Below are 19,293 nucleotides of genomic sequence, written 5' to 3' on the forward strand. Positions count from 1 at the left end.
GCGTAATCACGTCCGCGCGACGAGCACCAGTTCAGAGACGGTCACGCGGCTGGGCGAAATGTCGCGTCCCGGGTGCCAGCGCGGCCGCCGCGGGCGCGAACAGGCACACCAGCGCGCACGCGCCGAGCACCGGTCCGGCGCCGAATTCCGCCATCGCCGGCGCGATGAGGGCGAGCCCGGCCGGCGCCAGGCCGTAGGACAGCAGGAAGTCCAAAGCGGACACCCGCGCGAGCTTGGCCGGGTCGACCTCGCGCTGGATCGCGGTGAACCATGGGACGTTGAACAGTTCGATGCCCGCGCCGGCGACCGCGTAGGCGGCGACGACCACCGCCGGGTGCACGGGCAGCAGCAGGCTCAGCGGGGCGACGGCGTAGGCGGCCAGTCCCGCCAGCGCCGTCCGGCCCGCCGCCCGGGGCGTCCACCGCGCGAGCAGCAGCGCGCCGGCCAGCGCGCCGAGGGTGTAGGCCGTTGTGGCGGCGGCGAGCACGGCTTCCGAGCCGTACCGGTCGCGGCTGACCAGCGGCAGCGCGACCCCGGTGGCCGAATAGCCGGTCGCGATCACCGCGGTGAGCGCGAACAGCCCGGCGATGAACCACGGGTGCCGGCGGGCTTCGCGGGTCCCGTCGGCGAACTCGGCGACGAACGAGGCACGCGCGGTGGGGACCGCGGCGAGCGGGCGCCCGGCCGGCGGGACGAGCGCGGCGGCCAGCCACAGCAGCCCGGTGCCCCACAGCAGGGCCGGAACGGGCAGCACGGTCGCCAGCAGCGCGGCCAGGCCCGGCGCGACCAGGGTCGTCACGCGCACCGACAGCGTGATCGCGGCGTTGGCGCGCTGCCGCCCCGTCTCGGCGACCACTTCGGCGGTGAGCGCCTGGAAGGCCGGACGGCACGCGCCCTGCCCGGCCCCCGCGACGGCGGCCGCCACGACGGCCACGGCGAGGGAGCCGTGCAGCCCGGCCCCGATGACCGGGCTCGCCACGGCGGCCGCGGCACCGGCGACGGCGACCACCCGGCGTCGCGGGAACCGGTCCGCCAGCACGCCGCCGACCGGCACGGCCGCGAGGAACCCGATCGTGCGCGCGGCGAGGAGCACGCCCAGTCCGGCCGGGGTGAGGGAGGAGTTCAGGACGGCCAGGCCCAGGACGAACGGCAGTGCCCAGGTCGCCAGCCCGGAGGCCGTGGTGCCGCACCACAGGCGCAGGAACGCGGGGTCACGCAGGACGGGAGTGGTCACGGCGGGGGAGGTCCTCCTCGGTCGGCAGGGATGTCCGACATCGGACTCTAGACGAAAATGATTATCGTTTGTACTATCGGGTCCGGTTCACGGAGAGTCAGCCGGCCGGGCCTCCGTCCTTCGCCCGTGGTAACGACAAAGGGGGGTACTCGTGACGGTCGCCGTGACCGGTTCGCCGCCGGCCCGAGCTGGGACGGGTGCGCTCGCGGTGCCCGTGCTCGTCGCCGTGCTCGGGGTGTCCGCCGTGGCCGGAGTCGCGTTCGGACCGACCGTGGTGCCGCTGCCGGACACCCTGCGGTACCTCGCGGCGGCGCTGGCCGGCGGCCAGATCGGCCCGGACGAGGTGACCGGCTACTCGATCGTGTGGCAGGTGCGCACGCCGCGGGTGCTGCTGGCCGCCGTCGTCGGTGCCGGGCTGTCCGTGATCGGGGTCGCGGTGCAGGCGATGGTCCGCAACGCGCTCGCCGATCCGTTCGTGCTGGGCGTCTCCTCGGGCGCGTCGGTCGGCGCCAGCGCGGTGGTGTCCTTCGGGTTGTTCGGGGCGCTCGGCGTGTACGCGTTGTCGGCGGCCGCGTTCCTCGGCGCGCTCGCCGCGTCGGTCCTGGTGTACGTGGCCGCCCGCGGCCGCGCCGGGCTCACTCCGCTGCGGCTGGTGCTCACCGGTGTCGCGCTCGCCTACGGGTTCCAGGCGGTGATGAGCGTGATCGTGTTCTTCGCGCCGTTCGGCGAGGCCGCCCGCTCGGTGCTGTTCTGGCTGCTCGGCAGCCTCGGCGGGGCCACCTGGGGCGCGCTGCCGGTCGCGGTGGCCGCGGTCGCGCTGGCCGTGGTGGTGCTGCTGCGGCGCAGCCGGGCGCTCGACGTGCTGGCGCTGGGCGACGAGTCCGCCGCGAGCCTCGGGCTCGACGCCGACGCCCTGCGGCGGGAGCTGTTCCTGCTCACCGCTGTGGTGACTGGCGCGCTGGTCGCGGTCAGCGGCGCGGTCGGCTTCGTCGGCCTGGTCCTGCCGCACCTGGTGCGGATGGTGGCCGGACCGGGGCACCGCCGGGTGCTCGTGCTCGCGCCGCTGGCCGGGGCGATCTTCCTGATCTGGGTCGACCTCGCCTCCCGCACCCTGTTCGCGCCGCGCGAGCTGCCGCTCGGGGTGATCACCGCGCTGATCGGGGTGCCGGTGTTCGTCGGCCTGCTGCGCGGCCGCGGCTACCTGTTCGGGGGCCGCTGATGGACCTCGCTCTCGATGCGGTCACGGTCGAGGCCGCCGGACGCAAGCTGGTCGACGCGCTCAGCCTCAAGGCGGGCGACGGCGAGGTCGTCGGGCTGGTCGGCCCGAACGGCAGCGGCAAGTCCACCGCGCTGCGCTGCGTGTACCGAGTGTTGACCCCCAGCGCCGGGGCCGTCCTCGCCGGCGGGACCGACCTGAGTGGACTGTCCAACCGGGACAGCGCCCGGCTGGTCGCCGCGGTCACCCAGGAGGCGGGCGCCGATCTGGACTTCACCGTCGCCGACGTGGTCGCGATGGGCCGGTTCCCGCACCACCCCGGCAACCGGGCGCTGAGCGAGCGCGAACGCGACCTCGTCCACCGCTGCCTGGAGCGGACCGGCGTCGCGCAGCTGGCCGGGCGCGGCATCCTGTCGCTGTCCGGCGGCGAACGGCAGCGCGTGCTCATCGCCCGCGCCCTCGCGCAGGAACCGCGGATCCTGGTCCTCGATGAGCCGACCAACCACCTCGACGTGCGGCACCAGGTCGAACTGCTGTCGTTCCTGCGTTCCTGCGGGCTGACCGTGCTGGTCGCCCTGCACGACCTCAACCTCGCCGCGGCCACCTGCGACCGCGTGGCGGTGCTGCACGACGGTCGGCTCGCGGCCGCGGGCCCGCCCGCCGAGGTGCTCACCCCGGACCTCGTCCGCCGGGTCTTCGGCGTGACCCCGGTCGTGGTGACCCACCCGGTCACCGGGGCCCCGCAACTGCTCTGGACCTTCACTGATCGAGGAGGAAGCCCGTGAGAGGGCGTTGGACAGCCGTGCTCGTGACGGTCGCGCTGGGTCTCACCGCGTGCGGCGCCGAGGTGCGGCCCGGCGGTGACACCGGCCCGGCGCCGGTGACCGTCGAGAACTGCGGGCACGCGATCACCTACCCGCTGCCGCGGCGCGCGGTCGCCTACGACATGAGCAGCACCGAGAAGATGTTCGCGCTCGGGCTGGCCGGCCGGATGCGCGGCATCGTCATGCCACGCACGGCCGAACCCGCCGTGGCGCGTTCGCCGTACGGCGCCGACTACCGCTCGGTAGAGACGCTGAGCACCGATGTGCTCAGCTTCGAAACCGTCGTCGGCGCGCAGGCCGACTGGGTCCTGGCGGGCTGGAACTCCGGCTTCAGCGAGGCTCGCGGCATCACACCGGCCAAACTGGACGGCGTCGGCATCCGCAGCTACCAGCACACCGAGAGCTGCTTCAACTACGGCGACCGGCCGGTCAAGGTGCCGCCGCTGGAGGCGCTCTACACCGACCTGCGGCAGATCGGGCAGATCTTCCACGTCCCCGACCGCGCCGAAGCGCTCGTCGCGGACCTGCAGGCCCGCGCCGCGGCGCTGCGTGCGAACGCGCCGGCGGGGGAGCCCGCGCGGGTGTTCGTCTACGACTCCGGCACCGATCAGCCGTTCACCTCCGGCAACCAGGCCGCGCCGGACACCATCGTGTCGCTGGCGGGCGGCCGCAACATCGCAGGCAACCTGGATGCCCGCTGGACCACGATCGGCTGGGAACCGGTCGTGCGGTCCCAGCCCGAGGTGATCGCCGTCGTCGACTACGGCGACCGGCCGGTAGCCGACAAGATCGCGTTCCTGAAGTCCTTCCCGCCGCTCGCGGACAGCCCCGCGGTGCGGGAGAACCGCTTCCACGTGCTCGACTACGGCGAGGCCGTGAGCGGCCCGCGCAACCTCGACGCCGCCGAAAAACTGGCCGGCTACCTGCGATCGCTCGGACGCTGACGGAGACAGAAATGGACACTGTGGACACCGCCCTGATCGACCGGCTCCCGCCGCCCCTGCCCGCCGAGCGGATCATCGCGCTCAACCAGCCGAAGGGCGACCTGCGCACCACCCGCCCGTACACCTGGCGCGGGTGGGAGTTCACCGCGCCGCCCGGCGTGTTCCTGCCCGGCGCGACCAGCCGGATGATCCACGAACGGGTCCTGGACGGGACCATCGAGGTGCGCGGCCGCGTCTACGCCGCGATGGGCAGCGGGCTCGGCGTCGAAGCCGTCGCCGCCGGCCTGCGCGGGGCACGCGAGATCCACGCGATCGACGTGCACCCGGACAGCGTCGAAACCACGCGGCGGCACTACGAACGCATCGTGGGCGCGCGGCCGGGCACCCGGTTCGTCCCGGTGGTCGCCGACCTCTTCGACGGGTTCCCGGACGGCGTGCGGCTGGACGTGATCACCTTCAACCCGCCCGCGGTGAGCCAGCCGGTGAGCGACGACCCGGACGTCGTGCGCAACGTGTGCGTGGGCGCCCCGCTGCTGGAGCGGTTCTTCGCGCAGCTGGCCGGACGGAACCTGCTCGCTCCCGGCGGCGAGGTGTTCCTCATCGCGTCCAACACCGCGGACCTCCGCACGATCGTGCGGGACGCCGCCGGGCACGGGTTCGCCGCCGAGGTCGCAAGTCGCCACGACTGGGGGGACGGCGTGCTCACCTACCTGTTCCGGCTGGAGGCGGCGTGACCACCGTCGCCGCGCTGACCACCGAGGTCCTCGCCGGGAAGCACGGCCCGGACCCGGCCGAGCTGACCGCCACCAGCGTCTTCTGGCTGCACCACGGCACCCGGTTGGCGGGCGGGGACGTGACCTACCGCAACTCCTACGTCCTGGTGCGGCTGGGCGCCGCGTTCGGCGCGTGTGCCTTCGAGACCGGGCAGCTGCCGCCGGAGGTGTGCGCCGAGTTCTCCGGGGCGCCACTGGATGTGTTGCTGCGCCAGCACTCCGTGCCGTTGCGGATCGCCGCGCTGGACGCCTACCTGTCGGCGGCCGCGCCACACGAGGCGCAGCCCGCGGCGGAGCCGGTCGTCCTGCCCGCCGGCACCCCCGAGGTCCGGGCACACGCCAGGGACGCGGCGATCGCCCGGCTGCTGGACATCGCCCCCGGCGCGCGGGTCGCCCTCATCGGCGTGGTGAACCCGCTCGTCGCGGCGATCCGCGACCGCGGCGGGACCTGCCTGCCGTGCGACCTCAACCTGCGCCGCACCCAGTGGGGCGATCCGGTGACGCCGGAGATGGGGGAGGTGCTCGGTGTGGCGGACGCGGTCGTGGCGACCGGGATGACCCTGGGCAACGGGACCTTCGACGAGATCGTCCGCCGGTGCCGGGAGCGGTCCGTGCCGCTGGTCGTCTACGCGCAGACCGGCAGCGCGGTGGCCCGCGCGTTCCTCGGCCACGGGGTCAGCGCGCTGTCCGCCGAGCCGTTCCCGTTCTCGCAGTTCAGCGCGGCGCCCACCACGCTGTACCGGTACCGGGCGGCGGTGTGACCGGTGTGGGGCACGCGCCCGGGCACCACGGCGAGATCCTGCAGGGCGTCTTCCGCGACCGCGGCCGCCGCTGCCGCGGGCTGGTCACGCTGCCGGTGCCCGGCGCGGTGACGCGTGCCGAGTTCGTGCCGGGGCCGGGTCCGGTGACGGTGACCCCGCCGGACCGCGCGAAGGCGCGGCGCGCCGCCGAACTGGCCGCCGCCGCGTGCGGCCGCCCGGCGGGCGGATCCCTCCGGCTGGACAGCGGTCTGCCGGTCGGGCTCGGGCTCGGATCGTCCACCAGCGACATCCTGGCGACCGTGCGCGCCGTGTCGGCCGCGTTCGGCGTGGTGCTCGCGCCGGAGGCCGTCGCGCGGATCGCGGTGCGGGCCGAGCGCGCCTGCGACCCCATCATGCTCGGCGGCGGCGCGGTGCTGTTCGCGCAGCGGGAAGGCCGGGTGCTGGAACGGCTCGGCCCGCGGCTCCCGCCCGTCGTCGTGATCGGGTGCGTGACCGGCGGCGGGGCGCCGGTGGACACGCTCGCGCTGGGCGCCGTCGCCGACGTGGCCGCCTTCGAGCGGCTGCGGCGGATGCTGCGGCTGGCGATCGTGACCGGTGACGTCGCGCTGCTCGGCCGCGTGAGCACCGAAAGCGCCCGGCTGAACCAGCGCGTGCTCGTCAAGGACGAACTGCCGGAACTGGAACGGATCGCGGCCGTCACCGGCGCGGCCGGGGTGCAGGTCGCGCACAGCGGCAACGTGGCCGGCCTGCTGTTCGACCCCGGCGGCGACCCCGATCGCGTGCGCCGGTGCTTCCGCGCGCTGCGGGCCGCCGGACTGCCCGCGACCCGCCTGTTCACCACGGAAGGGACGGATGCACAACCACATCGCGGAGGCGATCGCGCGGCCGGACCTGGTCCGGACCGGCGAGCGGCTGGTCTGCCTGCGGTTTGAGACGATGAAGGTGGTCTCCGCGCTGGAGGCCGTGCGGCACCTGCTGCGCACCGGCGTGATCGCCCCCGGCGACACCCTGGTGGACAGCTCCAGCGGGATCTACGCCTACGCGCTCGCGCTGGCGTGCCACCGGTTCGGCCTGCGCTGCCACATCGTCGGTTCGACCACAGTGGACCACACGCTGCGCACGCAGCTGGCGGTGCTGGGCGCGACGCTCGAGCAGATGCCGCCGGAGGCCGACCTCAAGCTCGACCAGAACCGGCGGGTGCGGCGGATCGGGGAGATCCTGCACGCGCACCCGGACTGGCACTGGATGCGGCAGTACCACGACCGCGTCCACTACCTCGGGTACCGGGCGGTGGCCCGGCAGATCGCGCGGGAGCTGGATCCGTCCCGGCTGATCGTGGTGGGCGGCGTCGGATCGGGCGCCTCCACCGGGGCGCTCGCGACGTGGCTGCGGACCGCCGCGCCCGGGGTCGGGTTGGTCGGGGTGCAGCCGTTCGGCAGCGTCACCTTCGGCAGCGAGCACGTCGCCGATCCGGACATCATCATCGCCGGGATCGGCAGTTCCATCCCGTTCGGCAACGTCGCGCACGAGCTGTACGACACGATCCACTGGGTCGGGTTCGGCGCGGCGCTGTCCGGGAGCGTCGACCTGCTGCGCAGGCACGCGATCTTCGCCGGGCTCTCCACCGGAGCCGCCTACCTCGCCGCGCGCTGGGAACGCGACCGGTGCGACCGCACGGTGCTGTTCATCGGCGCGGACACCGGGCACCGGTACGTGGACACGGTGTTCGCGCGCCACGCCGAAGCGGTCCCGGTGACGTCACTGGCGCCGGTCGAGCCGGCGACCCGGGCGGGCCTGGCGCTGCCGTGGTCCCGCATGGCGTGGCCGGCGCCCGCCTGAGGTCAGGCCGGCACCCGCACCCCGACGAAGTCGATCTCGCGGCGCAGCCGGAAGCCCAGTGCGGTGTAGAGCCGGATGGCGCTGGTGTTGTCCGCCGCCGCGTGCAGGAACGGCGTTTCGCCGCGCTCGCGGATCCCGTGCGCCACCGCGAGCACCAGCCGCGTGCCCAGCCCCTGCCCGCGGAACTCCGCATCCGTGCAGACCGCGCTGATCTCGGTGTAGCCGGGCGGGTGCATGCGCTCCCCGGCCATCGCGACCAGCCGCCCCTCGTGGCGGAAGCCGAGGTAGGTGCCCAGTTCGACGGTGCGCGGCAGGAACGGGCCCGGCCGGGTCCGCTCCGCCAGCGCGAGCATTTCGGGCACGTCGGCCGCGGTCAGCCGCACCGCCTCCGGATCCGGTGCGGTGTCGGCCGAGTCGGCGACCATCTGCACGCCCGGCACGCCGAACTCCACGGCCCAGTCCGCGGGCGGTGGCAGCGGCGGCCCCGGCAGCGCCAGCACGCCGCCCGGCCCGGCCAGCTCGGCCAGGTCCTTCCAGGCCGTTTCGTCCGCGTCGTCCGGCATGCCCGCCCACGGCGAGACTTCCGGGTCGTACCGCACGGCTGTCCCGTGCGTTTCGGCGAACCGGGCGTGCGGACCGGTCAGCGACGCGAAGGCCGGGTTGTCCAGAACAGAACTCACGACCCGACGTTACCGGTCAGGCGCCCGTCACCGGTTCCACACGTGAGCGGGGACGCACCGGGAAGCCGGCGGCGCGGTAGCACTCGTCGATCAACGCCATCGTGTCGACCGCGTCGGCGAGGTCGTTGCGCAGCAGCGCGCCCTCGCGGACGTGCGACGCGAAGGCCTCCAGCTGGTAGGAGTACGACGGGCGGCGGCCGAGGTGCTCGACCCGGTCGCCGACCAGGGCCCGGTCGTCGATGTCCGGACGCACGAAGTTCACCGCGGTCGCCTCGCCGCGCGTGCCGGTCAGCCGCAGGCAGAAGCGGACCTCCGCGGCGGCCATGTCGCACCGCACGATGCCGGCCGCGCCGCCGGGGAACGCCAGCCGCGCGTCCACCGCCTGATCCACGCCGGGCCGCCGCGCTGTCCCGGTCGCCGACTCCAGCACCGGCGCGCCGCCCGCCCACGGCGCGAGACCACGCGGCGCGTGCAACCCGTAGCAGCCCACGTCCATCAGCGCCCCGCCCGCCAGCTCGAACGACCACCGCGGAGCGCTGTCCGCGGGCGCGGGGATGCGCAGTTCGGCCTCGGCGGCGCGCAGTTCGCCCAGCTTGCCGGAGTCCAGGATTTCGTGCAGCCGCAGCAGGACCGGGTGGTAGAGGTAGTGGAAGGCCTCCATGACCCGCACCCCGGCCGCCTCTGCCGCGGCGGCCACCTCGCGGGCCTACTCGGCGTTGGCGGCGAACGGTTTCTCGCTCAGCACGTGCTTCCAGATCCTCTGCTGCGCCGTCGTCCGTCGCACAGCCTAGCGTTGGGGCATGGCCCGTACCCGCGTGTACCGCCACGGAGTTCTCGAAGCCGAGAACTTCCCGGCGGCCGAACTGTCCGACCACCTCCAGGACCCGGCGGCGGTGGTGTGGCTCGACTTCGTCAAGCCCACCGAAGCCGACCTCGCCACGATCAGCGAGGAGCTCGGCCTGCACCGCCTGGCCGTCGAGGACGCGGTGCATGAGCACCAGCGGCCCAAGGTCGACCGGTACGACAGCCACGCGTTCCTCACCGCCTACGCCGTGCGGCTGGACACCGCGACCGGCGTGCTGTCCGACAGCGAGCTGGCGGCGTTCCTCACCGACCGCGCGCTGGTGACGGTCCGCAAGGACGAGCACTTCGACATCGAGGCGGTGGTGCAGCGCTGGGACGCCTCCGCCGACCTCGCCAAGGGCGGGACCGGCTACCTCGTGCACGGCCTGCTCGACTACATCGTGGACACCCACTTCGACGCGGTGCAGGCGATGGACGACCAGATCGAGTCCCTCGAGGACGGGGTGTTCGCCGATCACGTCGACCACACCGACATGCAGCGCCGGTCGCTGCGGCTGCGCAAGAGCCTGGTGGCGCTGCGCCGGGTCGTGCTGCCGATGCGTGAGGTGGTGAACTCGCTGATGCGCCGCGACCACCACCTGGTCGACGAGACGCTGATGCCGTACTTCCAGGACGTCTACGACCACGTGCTGCGCGCGTCGGAGTGGACGGAGTCGTTGCGGGACCTCGTCACCACGATCCGCGAGACCCAGCTGAGCCTGCAGGCCAACCGGCTCAACCTGATCATGAAGAAGGTGACCAGCTGGGCGGCGATCATCGCGGTGCCGACGGCGATCACCGGCTTCTACGGGCAGAACGTGCCCTACCCGGGATTCGAGCGGCCGTGGGGGTTCTGGCTGTCCACCGCGGTGATCGTGGCGTTGTCGGGCGCGCTGTACACGATGTTCAAACGGCGCGACTGGCTGTGATCGTCATGCCGGGCGCAGCGCCTGCGCGAGGGTGGGGTAGACGTCGAGCACGTCAACGAGCCTGGTGAGGCACAACGGTTTCACGGTGCCGTGCGCCTCCGCGACGACGCGCAGTTCGGTGTTCCCGGCGAGGTCCTGGATCTCCAGCAGCACGTGCATCCCCGCCGAGCCGAGGAAGGTCACGCCGGACAGGTCGACGACCAGCACCGCGGGCGCGCCGCTCAGGACGCCACGCATGATCGCGCGCAGCCGCGGCACGGTGGAGGCGTCGAGCTCGCCGGAGGTGTGCACGACGACGGCGGCCTCCCGCTCCTGCACCGTGACGGCGAAGGGAGCGCCGGGGCCGGGCTGGGGGCCGCCGCTGGACTGCATCGCCTTCATGATGACACGGCCGCACCGGGAAATCGATCCGGTCGTTTCAGACCACGGCGGTCTCGGCGCCGACCGGCAGGGCGTCGTAGAAGAGGGCGGCATCCCTGGCCGACCAGTGGACGCACCCGTGCGACGGGGCGTCGAGGCTGCCCTCGTGCAGAGCGATCCCGCGCGGGGCGAGGAACACCGAGTGGTTCATCGGGTCGCCGAACTGGGCGCTGGTGTGCTCGGCGTCCTTCCACTCCACGCGGAAGACGCCGCGCGGGGTGGCGACGGAGTCCGGGGTGTCCGTGGCACCGGGCATGATCGGGACGGGGCCGTGGGTGATCTCACCGTCGTGCTGGAGCCAGCTCACGCGCCGTTCCTCGGCGACGCAGGCGCGGGCGGTGTCCGGGCAGAGTTCGGTGCGCGGGGCGGGCGCGGCGGCGATGGACAACGGCATCGGCGGCGGAACCGGGCGGGGCGCGGGCGCGGCGGCCGTCTCGGCGGGCGCGGCCTCCAGAACGGCCCACCCGGCGACCAGGGTGAGCGCGGCGAGGGTGGTCCAGCAGGCCTGGCGATGAAGACCGGAGGAAGTGGAGCGGTGCGGTGCCACGGCCGCACCCTAGCGGTGCTGAACCGGTCCGGTCGCCCGAATCCGGCGGGTTTCCACGACTTCGGGTGAATGATCGCCGACGCGGGTTTGAGCCGGTACGGCCACAGTTCCGGGCGCTCGCACTGACCGACCTGTCCAACCGGATCCACGTGACGATCGGGAGCGGGCGGGAACTCGGTGGTGCGGCGGCGAGGCCCGGCACTGCCGGCGGTGCCGGGCCTGGCGGCCCTGCCAGCTCCCGGCGAGCGTCGCCGAGGCGGCCAGGTGCGCACCGGCGCCGCTACTCGGTGTCTCCGGTCAGGTCGGGTGCGAACTGCGCCATCGAGATCTGCGCGGCGCCGGCGATTTCCTCCGCGGTGGCCGTGCCGGAGTCCTCGACCACAGTGCTCCACTCGGTCACCGAACCGGCGCAGAACTCCTGCACCTCGCGGGAATTCGCGGCCGCCACCGGGTCCTCGGCGATGTCCCCGGCGAAGTACTGTGCCAGGGCCATCAGCGCGCTGTCCCAGCCGGGGCCCACGAACAGCGCGCCCGCGCCGCTCTGCGCGATCTCGATCGGCACCGTGTGCTCCAGCTCGAGCTCGGTGCTGTCGCCGTCGCCGGCCAGGCGCACCTGCACCACGCTGGTCGGCCCGCCGAAGGTCACCTTCAGTAGCCGGGGCGGGTCGCAGGTGAGGATGTCGCCACCGGCGTTGCCCTCCAGCTGGAACGAGCCGCCCTCGCGCAGGTCGCCGGTCAGCGGCAGGAACCAGCGGCGCACCCGCGCCGGGTCGGTCACCGCGTCCCACACGTCCTCGGCGGTGGCGTCGTAGCGTCGCCGCACCAGGACCGTGACCGTCTCGCCCTCGGTCGTCGTGCCGCGGCGGACCTCACGGTGGATCGCCTTCAGGTGGTTCGCGATGTCGAGCATTGTCCTTCTCCTGCCTGAGTCGTCGTTCCCGCTTACCGCGGGCCAGTTCGGTGGCGAGCGCGTCGAGGGGCTGGTCCCAGATGTGGCGGAACCGCTCCAGCCACTCCCCGGCCTCCCGCAGCGGCGCGGAGTTCACCGCGTAGAGCCGGCGGGTCCCTGCCACGCGCACGGTCGTGAAACCGGTTTCCCGCAACACGCGCAGGTGCTGGGAGACGCCCGGCTGGGAGATGCCGAACTCCTCCCGGATGACCGCGGCGATCGCCCCCGACGACTGTTCCCCGTCGGCCAGCAGCTCCAGGATCCGCCGGCGAACCGGGTCGCCGAGCACATCGAACGCGTGCACGTGCCCAGTGTGTCAGTCGCAGGTTATATAAGTCAAGTCTTAAATTCCTGCTCCAGGGGCCCGCGCGCAGGGGACCTTCGGCTCTAGGCGGCCGCGGCCGGGGTTCGCTATACCGCTGCGGAGGCCCTCGACGGGGAGGACGGCCAAATGTCCAGAAGGCTGATCGTGTGCTGCGACGGCACCTGGTGCGACCCCGAACTGGACGCGGTCACCAACGTGCGCCGCCTGCACAACGCGCTCGCCGCGGCCGACAGCAGCGGCCGCGAGCAGGTGTCGAGCTACCGGCGCGGCGTCGGCACGCGGGGCGGGCTGCTGAGCAGGCTCGCCGCGGGCGCGATCGGCGCCGGGCTGCCGAAGGACATCGTGGCCGCCTACCTGTGGCTGTGCACCACCTACCGGCCCGGCGACCAGATCGCGTTGTTCGGGTTCAGCCGCGGCGCGTTCACCGCCCGAAGCCTCGCCGGGCTGGTGAAGGAATCCGGCCTGCTCGACCTGCGCGAGATCGACTCGCGCACCAGCGGGCTGCTGGCCGCCCGCGCCTACCGCCACTACCGCACCCGCTCACCCGGCGACACGTGGCGCGCCGGCCTGCGGTTCCACTTCGACCCGGAGCGGGCCGCGGACATCCCGATCGACTTCATCGGCGTGTGGGACACCGTGGGCGCGCTCGGCGTGCCGGGCTACTTCGCCGGGCTGAGCGAACTGACCCCGGGCTCGCGTTACCGGTTCCACGACGTCGAGCTGAACCCGCACATCCCGTACGCCCGGCACGCGCTGGCGCTGGACGAGTGGCGACGGCCCTTCACCCCGGCGCGGTGGACGCCCAACGGCAGCACCGACATGGCGGAACGCTGGTTCCCCGGCAGCCACATGGACGTCGGCGGCGGCCACCGGGAGACCGGGCTGAGCGACATCTCGCTGCAGTGGATGACCGACGAGGCGGCGAAGTGCGCGGGCATCGCGTTCCACCCGCCCGCGCTGGCCGGCCTCGCGCCGGACCCGGCCGGCCTGCTGCACGACGACGACCGCGGCGTGTTCGGGGTCGCGCCGCCGCTGGTGGACCCGCTGCTGCAGCCGCTGCTGGAGGCCGGTCTGCACTACCGGCCGCGGGCGGTGCCCGCCGTCGTGCCCGGCGGCCAGGGCGGTGTGCTGGACCCGTCGGCGCTGGAACGGCAGCAGGCGCAGCCGATCACCGGCGGCCCGTACCGGCGGACGCGCATCCTGGGCAGCGGCCAGCAGGCGACGATCGAGGTTCCGGCGGAGGAGCTGTGGACCGGCACCGGGCTCTACCTGGAACCCGGCCGGTACACCTTCACCGCGGCCGGGCAGTGGTCGGATGGGGTGGACTGGTGCGGGCCAGGCGGAATCCCGCTGCTGCGCGGGCTGAGCCCGCGGCGCCTGGCAGGCACGGTGGTCGGCGAGGCGGTCGGACTGTACCGGCTCGTGCGGCGCGCACGCGGCGCGCACGCCCCGCTCGCGCCGCGCGAGCTGGACCTGCCGTGGCTGTTCCTCGTCGGCTACGTCGCCAACGACAGCGACCGCACCAGCGCGGACCCCGAACACGAACGGATCGCGATCGGCACGGGCACCGCCCACGAGGTCACCGAGCCCGGGTATTTCTACGCCTTCGCCAACGACGCGTGGGGTTTCTACGGCCGTAACTCCGGCGCGGTCCGCCTGACGGTGACGCGGCTGTAGGCCGTGCTGCCCGAGCGGCGAGCCCGTTGCGGTGCGCCGCCGGCCGGCGCGGGGCCGTTGGTGGCTGTTGGGTGGGGCCGCTACCCGCGGCGGCTCGGGCACAGCACCGGGGGCCGCGGCTGAGGTGGTTCACCCCCGGTGGCGGGCCGTCCAGCCACCGCCCCGGCACGTGCGCCGGGTCGCGGTGGTCCGCCTGACGATCAGCCGGCTCCAGGTCTTGTTGCCCGAGCGGCGAGCCGGTTGCGGTGGCCGGCGGCCCGCGCGCGGCCGGTGGTGCCGCCGGCGGGCCGGCCGACGGTCACCCGGCGTCAGGCGAGTACGGCTTCGATGCGGAAGTAGTCGAGCGCGTGGGGCATCGGCGGCTGGGCGGGCAGTCGCGGGGTGCGGATGGTCAGCGTGCGCATCAACGCCGCGCGCAGCGCTTCGCGGCCGGTGAGCAGCGCCAGGTCCACCCCGGCGCAGCGCTGCGGGCCGCGGCTGAAGTGGTTCACCCCGGGCGGCGGGCCGTCCAGCCAGCGCCCCGGCACGAACGCGTCCGCGTCCGGCACGCGCGGCGGGTCGCGGTGGAAGAACGTGTTCACCACCAGGATCCGCGTCCCGGCCGGCAGGACCGTCCCGTCGTCCCGCACCACCTCGGCGCGGGTCTGCTTGGACAGCATCGGCGTGGTCGGCCACAGCCGCATCGTCTCCTGCAGGCACGCCGCCGCATGGTCCGCGTCCGCCAGGGCGCGTTCGGCGTCCCCCGGGCGCTGGCCGAGCACCGCGAGCGCCCGCAGCGCGTTGGCCGCCAGGGTGTCGCCGAGCGCGAACAGCCAGTGCGTGACCTGCGCGCCCGGCTCGGTGTCCGGACCAGCCGGCGTGTCCGCGATCGCCGCGGCCAGGCTGACCGGCTCGGCCCGTTCCAGGTGGCCCTCGACGCTCGCGCGGAAGGCGGGCAGACGCCGGGACGGCCGGCGCGGCAACCGGTTCGCCTCGGCCATCATCCGGCCCAGCGTCACCGACAGCGCGTCGTCGCCGGCGGCTTCGTCGCCCAGCACGACCCGGCGCGCGATCCGCTGGAACGCCCGGTTCCACGGCCGCCACCCGGTCACCGCGGGCAGCCGGGCGACCTCCTGCGCCACGCACTCCGCCACCCGCGGCACGATGGCGGGTACCGACGCGAGCACCGCGTCGGTGAACCGGCGCCGCTCCCGCCACGCCTCGCCCCGCGAAATCGTCACCGCGCCGGGCTGGAAGTGCGCCATGCCCCGGCGTTTCGGGTCCGGGTCACCGGCGTAGACGTCGACCGGCCCCTCGAGCACCCGGTCGGCGTCGCGCGGGTCGAGCAGGAGCACCGTCCCGCCGACGCGCACCGGCCGGGGGTTCCGGCGCGCCATCGCCGACAGGTGCCGCACCGCCGCGACGTCCACCCCGGCGGCCGCCGCGACCCGGACCATGGCGGGCCTGCGGGCGAACAGCCCCTGCGCCAGGTTCGGCGCCAGCACCAGCGCGCCGACCGCCAGCGCGTCGGGCAGGGCCGCACGGGGAACCACGGTGCGGGCGGGGAGAGTGGTCGTGGACATCATTTCCACCTCCGGCGAGGACAATTCCGCGGAGATTCGATTCCGGCCTTTTCCAGGCTACCCGGGAAATGCGCGATCGCCCGGCTGCCGGTGTTGGTGAAATTCTCGCAGCGGCGCCGCGCACTTGGGCCATCCGGGTACTGGACAGGGCGCGTGATCCGGTGCCACGCTGGGCATTTCGCGACGCACGCTGGCAGGCAAGGCGCCGATCTTCGCACGTCCATTCGCGCAACCGACGAATACGGGGGAACCCGCGATGGCCGATCAAGAAAACACCACCCGGACATATCGCACCAGCCTGCCCTGGCGGGCGTTCACCATGATCACCGGAATCGTCGACCGGGTGGTGGGCTGGGACCGGCTGCCGGTCCCGCTCGGCCTGCTCGACCTGATCGGGCTGCGCACCAGGCTGCGCCAGGAGAACCTGCACGACATGAGCCACCTGCCGGCGACGGGCACGCCGCCGGTGCCGCCGCTCACGCCGGACCGGCTGGTGAGCCGGTCCGTGGACGGCAGCCACAACGACCTGACCGAGCCCGCGATGGGCATGGCGGGCTCGCGGTTTGGCCGCAACATCCCGCTCGACAAGATCACCCCGGCCACCGAGGACGCGGTCCTGAAGCCGAGCCCGCGCGAGATCAGCCGGAAACTGCTGACCCGGACCACGTTCGTGCCGGCCACCTCGGTGAACTCGCTGGTGGCCGCGTGGCTGCAGTTCATGATCCGCGACTGGTTCAGCCACGGCACCAGCCCGCAGGAGAACCCGTGGGTGGTGCCGCTGGCCGACGACGACACGTGGCCGGACAAGCCCATGCGCATCATGCGCACGCCGGACGACCCGACCCGCCCGCCGGGCGCGTCGATGCCCCAGACCCGCGTCAACGTGCTCACCCACTGGTGGGACGGTTCGCAGATCTACGGCGTCACCGGCGAGGATCAGGGCTGGCTGCGCAGCGGCGAGCAGGGCAAGCTGCGGGTGCTCGACAACGGCCTGCTGCCGATCCCCGACGACCCATCCCGCGACCCCGCGCTGGTCCCCGGCTTCTGGCTCGGCACCGAGATGCTGCGCACCCTGTTCACGTTGGAGCACAACGCGATCTGCGACCGGCTGCACGCCGAGTACCCGTCGTGGCCGGACGAGGAGCTGTTCCAGCGCGCCCGCCTGGTCACCTCGGCGCTGCTGGCGAAGATCCACACCGTGGAGTGGACGCCCGCGGTGATCAGTCACCCGACTACGAAGGCCGCGCTGCGGGCCAACTGGTTCGGCCTGGCGGGGGAGCGGGTGCACCGGCTGTTCGGCCGCATCAGCGGCAGCGAGGTGGTCAGCGGGATCCCGGGCGGCGCGACCGACCACTATGGGGTGCCCTTCGGGCTGACCGAGGAGTTCGTCGCGGTGTACCGGATGCACCCGCTGGTGCGCGACACCTGGAGCCTGCGCTCCGCCGGGGACGACGGCACGATCCTCGACTGCGAATTCCCCGACATCTCCGGCGCCAACGCGCTCAAGGTCCTCAACAGCATCGCGATGACCGACCTGCTGTACTCCTTCGGCACCCTGCCGCCGGGCCTGGTCACGCTGCACAATTTCCCGAAGCACCTGCAGCAGTTCCAGCGCCCGGACGGGCACCTGCAGGACCTGGCGGCCACCGACATCCTGCGCTCGCGGGAGCTCGGCGTGCCGCGGTACAACGAGTTCCGCCGCCTGCTGCACCTGCCGCCGGCGGGGGACTTCCGCGACCTGACCGCCGACCCGGAGTGGGCCGAGGAGATCCGCCGCGCCTACGACGGGGACATCGAGCAGGTCGACCTCACGGTCGGCATGTTCGCCGAGCGCCGCCCGGAGGGCTTCGCGTTCAGCGACACGGCGTTCCGCATCTTCGTCCTGATGGCGTCTCGGCGGCTCAACAGCGACCGGTTCTTCACCGAGTACTACACACCGCGGGTCTACTCCGACGCCGGGCTGGCGTGGATCCGGGACAACTCGATGGCGACCGTCCTCACCCGGCACTACCCGGGCCTGCGGCCGGTGCTCGCGACGGTGGACAACGCGTTCGCCGCCTGGGAGGTGCGGGCATGACCGTCGTGGACGAGGCCGCGCTGCTGCGCGCGACCCACGACGAGCTGGACCGGCTGTTCCGGGCCAGCCCGCCCGGGGAGGTGCCGCACGGCCCGATGGACGGCACCGCGGTGCTCGCGCCGGGCACGCCGGTGAACCGGCTGGTCGCCTCGCTCGCCCGGTCGGTGGCCTGGCGCGGCAAGGTCTTCGACCCCGCGGGCCGGACCCTGGCGAACCGCATCGGCCCGGTCGGCGTGACCGCGATCAAGGCGGTCGTCGCGCCCGGGCACAGCTGGGTGGACGGCCGGGAGTGCGTCGTCATCGACTACTCCAAGACCTCGCTGGTGGCCCACGGGGTGCGGGACGAGATCCGGCTGGTGGCCAAGGACCTCTACCTCGGCGTCGTGTGGCTGTGGCGGCGCCGGGTCGGCTGGTTCCTGCTGCGCAGGCCCGGCACCGGCGCCGCGGCCAGCCCGTCGCCGCACCAGATCCCGCTCACGATCCGGGCGCCGCTGCGGCAGGGCCACGAGGGCGACGTGCCCGGGCTGCTCGACGAGCTGCGCAAGGGCGTCGACTCCGACGGCGGCCCGTTCCGCGACATGGCCGGAGTGCACTTCGCGCGGGTGTTCGTCCTCCCGCCCGACGGTGACGGCCGCGAGTCGCTGATCTACATGGCCGAGCTGGACACGCCCGTGCTGGCCCACCTGCACGACCTCGCCGCCGCCCGCGGCGACGCGCTGTCCGCGTTGCTCGGATTGTGCGAGGAGTACCCGGAAACCCGCACCGCGGGCGGCCGGGTGCGGTGGCTGCGCGACCACGAGATCCCGCCCGCCGCGACCTATGTGCACCGCACCGGGCGAAGCCTCGCGCGGATCCGGGACGAGGCGAGGCTGCGGGAACGCATCGAGCAGTTCCTCGACGAGAAACCGGAGTGGACGGGCACCGGCGAGGTGGCCGTGCACCGTGCGATCCGGGACTTCGTCGCGCAGCAGCCGGACCTGTCGTGGGCGCTGCGGCCCGCGGCCCCCACCGCGGTGGGGCACCGCCTGCGCGAGGCCGCGCACCTGGTCGCGGTCCCCGCGGTCGCGCCGCTGCTGCTGCCGGCCGTCCCGGCGCTGGCCGCGCTGATCCGCCTCAAGGAGCTGCGCGACGAGCCCGAGCACGCGACCGTGTCCCGGGCGCGGCTCGCGGAGCTGACGCAGCAGGAGGACACCCGGGTGCAGAACCCGTTCACCGCCACCGGTTACGTCAAACCGGGGCCGGTGCGGCACTTCACCCTGCGCACCGTCCTCTACGGACTGGACTGGTTCAACCGGCACGTCTACGCCACCGGCGGGCTGGCCGGCGTGCGGACCATCCACTTCGCCCGGTGGGTCTACCTCGACGGCGGCCGCAGGCTGGTCTTCGCCAGCAACTACGACGGCAGCCTGGAAAGCTACATGGACGACTTCATCGACAAGTTGTCCGCCGGGCTCAACGCGGTGTTCAGCAACGGCGCCGGCTACCCGCGCACCCGGTGGCTGCTGTGGGGCGGGGCGCGGGACGAGCAGGCCTTCAAGTCCTACCTGCGCGCCCACCAGCTGCCCGCCGTCTGGTACTCCGCCTACGGCGACCTGTCGGCCCGCAACATCGACGACAACTCCGCCCTCCGGGACGGCCTCACCCGCGACCTCGACGCGGAGGCGGCGCGGTCCTGGCTGGCTCTGCTGTGAGG

General features: G+C 73.7%; 19 protein-coding genes. 11 read left to right on the top strand and 8 right to left on the bottom strand.

The genetic code is table 11. The features are described 5' to 3' along the window. Positions 1-31 precede the first annotated feature (31 nt). Positions 32-1,234 carry an MFS transporter gene (locus tag AMETH_RS14560; RefSeq protein WP_017987997.1) on the bottom strand — a complete coding sequence of 401 codons (1,203 nt, stop codon included), beginning with the start codon at positions 1,232-1,234 and terminating at the stop codon, positions 32-34. Between the two features lie 151 nt (positions 1,235-1,385). Here AMETH_RS14560 and AMETH_RS14565 point away from each other — a divergent pair, with 151 nt between their 5' ends. Genes AMETH_RS14565 through AMETH_RS14595 form a run of 7 tightly spaced genes read left to right on the top strand, consistent with a single transcriptional unit; the run spans position 1,386 to position 7,591 of the window. Continuing rightward, the gene (locus AMETH_RS14565; RefSeq protein WP_017987998.1) at positions 1,386-2,453 is read left to right on the top strand and encodes a FecCD family ABC transporter permease; all 1,068 of its coding nucleotides are present in this window, start codon (positions 1,386-1,388) and stop codon (positions 2,451-2,453) included. Beyond that, positions 2,453-3,235, top strand: a complete 783-nt coding sequence (locus AMETH_RS14570; RefSeq protein WP_017987999.1) for an ABC transporter ATP-binding protein — start codon at positions 2,453-2,455, stop codon at positions 3,233-3,235. Before AMETH_RS14565 ends, AMETH_RS14570 begins: the two co-directional genes overlap by 1 nt. After that, on the top strand, positions 3,232-4,218 hold the full coding sequence (locus AMETH_RS14575) for an ABC transporter substrate-binding protein (RefSeq protein WP_458645619.1): 987 nt from the start codon (positions 3,232-3,234) through the stop codon (positions 4,216-4,218). The genes AMETH_RS14570 and AMETH_RS14575 overlap by 4 nt, the downstream gene beginning before the upstream one ends. 11 nt (positions 4,219-4,229) lie before the next feature. After that, positions 4,230-4,952, top strand: coding sequence for a class I SAM-dependent methyltransferase (locus AMETH_RS14580; protein ID WP_017988001.1), 723 nt, complete (start codon positions 4,230-4,232; stop codon positions 4,950-4,952). Continuing rightward, positions 4,949-5,752: a Rossmann-like domain-containing protein gene (locus AMETH_RS14585; protein WP_017988002.1), complete on the top strand. Its 804-nt coding sequence runs from the start codon at positions 4,949-4,951 to the stop codon at positions 5,750-5,752. The genes AMETH_RS14580 and AMETH_RS14585 overlap by 4 nt, the downstream gene beginning before the upstream one ends. Next, positions 5,749-6,684, top strand: coding sequence for a GHMP family kinase ATP-binding protein (locus AMETH_RS14590; RefSeq protein ID WP_017988003.1), 936 nt, complete (start codon positions 5,749-5,751; stop codon positions 6,682-6,684). Before AMETH_RS14585 ends, AMETH_RS14590 begins: the two co-directional genes overlap by 4 nt. Next, positions 6,605-7,591 carry a pyridoxal-phosphate dependent enzyme gene (locus tag AMETH_RS14595; protein WP_017988004.1) on the top strand — a complete coding sequence of 329 codons (987 nt, stop codon included), beginning with the start codon at positions 6,605-6,607 and terminating at the stop codon, positions 7,589-7,591. The genes AMETH_RS14590 and AMETH_RS14595 overlap by 80 nt, the downstream gene beginning before the upstream one ends. A gap of 2 nt (positions 7,592-7,593) precedes the next feature. Here the strand turns inward: AMETH_RS14595 and AMETH_RS14600 are convergent, their stop codons facing one another. After that, a complete protein-coding gene (locus tag AMETH_RS14600; RefSeq protein ID WP_017988005.1) occupies positions 7,594-8,271 on the bottom strand; it encodes a GNAT family N-acetyltransferase in 678 nt (225 codons plus the stop codon). A 16-nt stretch (positions 8,272-8,287) separates the two neighbouring features. Beyond that, complete coding sequence (locus AMETH_RS14605; protein WP_209436870.1) at positions 8,288-8,968, bottom strand: Gfo/Idh/MocA family protein; 681 nt, start codon at positions 8,966-8,968, stop codon at positions 8,288-8,290. 103 nt (positions 8,969-9,071) lie between these two features. Here AMETH_RS14605 and corA point away from each other — a divergent pair, with 103 nt between their 5' ends. Next, positions 9,072-10,043, top strand: a complete 972-nt coding sequence (gene corA, locus AMETH_RS14610; RefSeq protein ID WP_085929455.1) for a magnesium/cobalt transporter CorA — start codon at positions 9,072-9,074, stop codon at positions 10,041-10,043. Between the two features lie 3 nt (positions 10,044-10,046). Here the strand turns inward: corA and AMETH_RS14615 are convergent, their stop codons facing one another. From AMETH_RS14615 to AMETH_RS14630, 4 genes are all read right to left on the bottom strand, one after another. Beyond that, positions 10,047-10,415, bottom strand: coding sequence for an STAS domain-containing protein (locus tag AMETH_RS14615; RefSeq protein ID WP_223843150.1), 369 nt, complete (start codon positions 10,413-10,415; stop codon positions 10,047-10,049). A 46-nt stretch (positions 10,416-10,461) separates the two neighbouring features. Beyond that, positions 10,462-11,010, bottom strand: coding sequence for a L,D-transpeptidase (locus AMETH_RS14620; RefSeq protein WP_017988010.1), 549 nt, complete (start codon positions 11,008-11,010; stop codon positions 10,462-10,464). A 280-nt stretch (positions 11,011-11,290) separates the two neighbouring features. After that, entirely contained in the window at positions 11,291-11,920 is a 630-nt protein-coding gene (locus tag AMETH_RS14625; RefSeq protein ID WP_017988011.1) for an SRPBCC family protein, read from the bottom strand. Then, positions 11,880-12,263 carry an ArsR/SmtB family transcription factor gene (locus AMETH_RS14630; RefSeq protein ID WP_017988012.1) on the bottom strand — a complete coding sequence of 128 codons (384 nt, stop codon included), beginning with the start codon at positions 12,261-12,263 and terminating at the stop codon, positions 11,880-11,882. Before AMETH_RS14630 ends, AMETH_RS14625 begins: the two co-directional genes overlap by 41 nt. Before the next feature lie 147 nt (positions 12,264-12,410). On the opposite strand from AMETH_RS14630, the gene AMETH_RS14635 reads away from it, so the two are divergent. Further along, positions 12,411-13,961, top strand: a complete 1,551-nt coding sequence (locus tag AMETH_RS14635) for a DUF2235 domain-containing protein (protein ID WP_017988013.1) — start codon at positions 12,411-12,413, stop codon at positions 13,959-13,961. A 308-nt stretch (positions 13,962-14,269) separates the two neighbouring features. Here AMETH_RS14635 and AMETH_RS14640 read toward each other — a convergent pair whose 3' ends face one another. Then, entirely contained in the window at positions 14,270-15,523 is a 1,254-nt protein-coding gene (locus AMETH_RS14640) for a cytochrome P450 (protein WP_223843151.1), read from the bottom strand. Between the two features lie 256 nt (positions 15,524-15,779). Between AMETH_RS14640 and AMETH_RS14645 the strand changes: the two genes are divergently transcribed. Both AMETH_RS14645 and AMETH_RS14650 read left to right on the top strand, forming a co-directional pair. After that, the gene (locus tag AMETH_RS14645; RefSeq protein WP_017988015.1) at positions 15,780-17,600 is read left to right on the top strand and encodes a peroxidase family protein; all 1,821 of its coding nucleotides are present in this window, start codon (positions 15,780-15,782) and stop codon (positions 17,598-17,600) included. Then, positions 17,597-19,291, top strand: coding sequence for a hypothetical protein (locus AMETH_RS14650; protein WP_017988016.1), 1,695 nt, complete (start codon positions 17,597-17,599; stop codon positions 19,289-19,291). The genes AMETH_RS14645 and AMETH_RS14650 overlap by 4 nt, the downstream gene beginning before the upstream one ends. The last annotated feature ends 2 nt before the right edge of the window (positions 19,292-19,293 follow it).

Source organism: Amycolatopsis methanolica 239 (assembly GCF_000739085.1).
Taxonomy (GTDB): Bacteria; Actinomycetota; Actinomycetes; order Mycobacteriales; family Pseudonocardiaceae; genus Amycolatopsis_E; species Amycolatopsis_E methanolica.

Bases quoted from the DNA above. Each gene is read 5' to 3' on its own strand.
- AMETH_RS14645 (WP_017988015.1), top strand. From the start codon at position 15,780: ATGGCCGATCAAGAAAACACCACCCGGACATATCGCACCAGCCTGCCC.
- AMETH_RS14625 (WP_017988011.1), bottom strand. From the start codon at position 11,920: ATGCTCGACATCGCGAACCACCTGAAGGCGATCCACCGTGAGGTCCGC.
- AMETH_RS14640 (WP_223843151.1), bottom strand. From the start codon at position 15,523: ATGTCCACGACCACTCTCCCCGCCCGCACCGTGGTTCCCCGTGCGGCC.
- AMETH_RS14650 (WP_017988016.1), top strand. From the start codon at position 17,597: ATGACCGTCGTGGACGAGGCCGCGCTGCTGCGCGCGACCCACGACGAG.
- AMETH_RS14635 (WP_017988013.1), top strand. From the start codon at position 12,411: ATGTCCAGAAGGCTGATCGTGTGCTGCGACGGCACCTGGTGCGACCCC.
- AMETH_RS14615 (WP_223843150.1), bottom strand. From the start codon at position 10,415: ATGCAGTCCAGCGGCGGCCCCCAGCCCGGCCCCGGCGCTCCCTTCGCC.
- AMETH_RS14570 (WP_017987999.1), top strand. From the start codon at position 2,453: ATGGACCTCGCTCTCGATGCGGTCACGGTCGAGGCCGCCGGACGCAAG.
- AMETH_RS14580 (WP_017988001.1), top strand. From the start codon at position 4,230: ATGGACACTGTGGACACCGCCCTGATCGACCGGCTCCCGCCGCCCCTG.
- AMETH_RS14595 (WP_017988004.1), top strand. From the start codon at position 6,605: ATGCACAACCACATCGCGGAGGCGATCGCGCGGCCGGACCTGGTCCGG.
- corA (WP_085929455.1), top strand. From the start codon at position 9,072: ATGGCCCGTACCCGCGTGTACCGCCACGGAGTTCTCGAAGCCGAGAAC.